The sequence below is a fragment of the Neisseria sp. P0022.S010 genome (assembly GCF_051956635.1).
Window position 1 is genome coordinate 1 of record NZ_JBQCXF010000610.1, and the last position, 1,645, is coordinate 1,645.

At 52.5% G+C, this 1,645-nt stretch carries 1 pseudogene; it reads left to right on the forward strand.

The window, feature by feature from the left end:
• Positions 1–192: 192 nt before the first annotated feature.
• Positions 193–1,645, forward strand: a pseudogene (locus tag ACTHUT_RS19905) (MMPL family transporter); the annotation flags it as partial.

The following is a 1,645-nucleotide window of genomic DNA, read 5'->3' on the forward strand; positions in this document are numbered from 1 at the left end:
GCACTTGCCTGCGTTTGGAAGGGAAAAGCCGTCGCTCTGCAATGGCAGTTTTTCGGTTCGCTCAAGCCCAATGATTTAACCGACCGGCAAACTATTTAACAACTGACAAAATAATAATAATCTGATTTAATTTACTGCACTTTTACTTATTCCACACACTAACAGCAGCATTTGCAAAAGGCCGTCTGAACGATGAATCTTCGCCTCCTAAACCGCCTCTATACTGCCCTTATCCTGTTTCTTACCCTGTTTTTGGTTTATGCCTTTGCTTCACAAGCGCGCATCCAAACCGATTTGACCGCGTTGTTGCCAAGCGAGCAGCAACCTGATGCCTTACTGATGGCCGCGGATAAAGCCGCAGAAGCGCAGCTCAATTCGCAAGTTATTTTGCTTGCAGGCAGTACCGATGCCGAAACCGCTTTTCAGACGGCCTCACAAATTGCCGACGCATGGCGCAAAAGCGGCATATTTGAACAAGTCGACAGCAGCATGACGCCGAATTTGGACAAAGTGCGGGCGGATATGCAGAAACTGAATTTGGCGGTTTTGCCGCAAGACGAAATACGCCTGCTGTTTGAGCAGCCGCAAGCCTATTTTCAAGCGCGTGCAGAAGCCGCGGCTAATCCGTTTGCCGCCCCCTCGCCTTTGTCTTTAGAACAAGACTGGCTGGGCTTTGGACGCTTTGTTGCCGACAAAGCCAATCCGCAAAGCCGTTTGCAGTGGGACATGGACAACGGTATGCTGTTTGCCGAAGACAAAGGCAAAACTTGGGTATTTTTACGCGGACGGCTCGCCGGCGGCGATCAATTTTCCGGCAACGATGCCCTCTTGCCGCTGATGGCGCAAAGCCGTCAAATTGCTTCGGAAAACGGCACGGAAACCTTAAGCGCAGGTGGCTCATTGTTCGCCGCCGTATCCAAAGCAGCCGCAGAAAAAGAAAGCCGACTGATGAGTATGGTCGGGCTTGGGCTGACCTTTGCGCTGCTGTTGTGGGTCTTCCGCAGCGGCCGAGTATTTTTACTGTCCCTGCCACTGGCAGCCGGTATGTTGACCGGATTGGCGGTTGCGTTATTAACCTTCGGCGAAGTGCATATCCTAACCATCGTCATCGGCACCAGCTTGGTAGGTATGTTGGTGGATTTCCCGTTGCACTGGCTTGCTCCGTCAGTATTCGGGCCGTCTGAAAAGACCGTTTGGCAGGCTGAATCGGCAATGAAACATGTTTTGCCGAGTTTTGCCGTCAGCCTGACGATTACCGTCTTGGGCTACGTACTGCTGTGGTTTACCCCTTTGCCTGTATTGCGCCAAACCGCGGTATTTTCAGGCTTCGCTTTATTTGGCGCGTTTGGTGCCACCGTTTTATGGCTGCCGCCGCTGTTTCGCCGCTACCGTGCCAAAACCGTGCCTTTTGCCGCATTAACCGAAAAGCTCTATTCCTTGTCAGGCCGTCTGAAAAACCGCCTGCACAAACGCGGCTGGTTAATCGTGGGCGGAATTTTGCTGACAGTCGGACTGTGGCGCAGCGACTGGCGTGACGACATCCGTCAATGGGTCAATATGCCGACCGCGATGTTGACCGAAGTACAACAAATCGGCCAGTTGAGCGGCACGGATTTTGGCGGCAAATATTTGGTGGCCGAAGCAC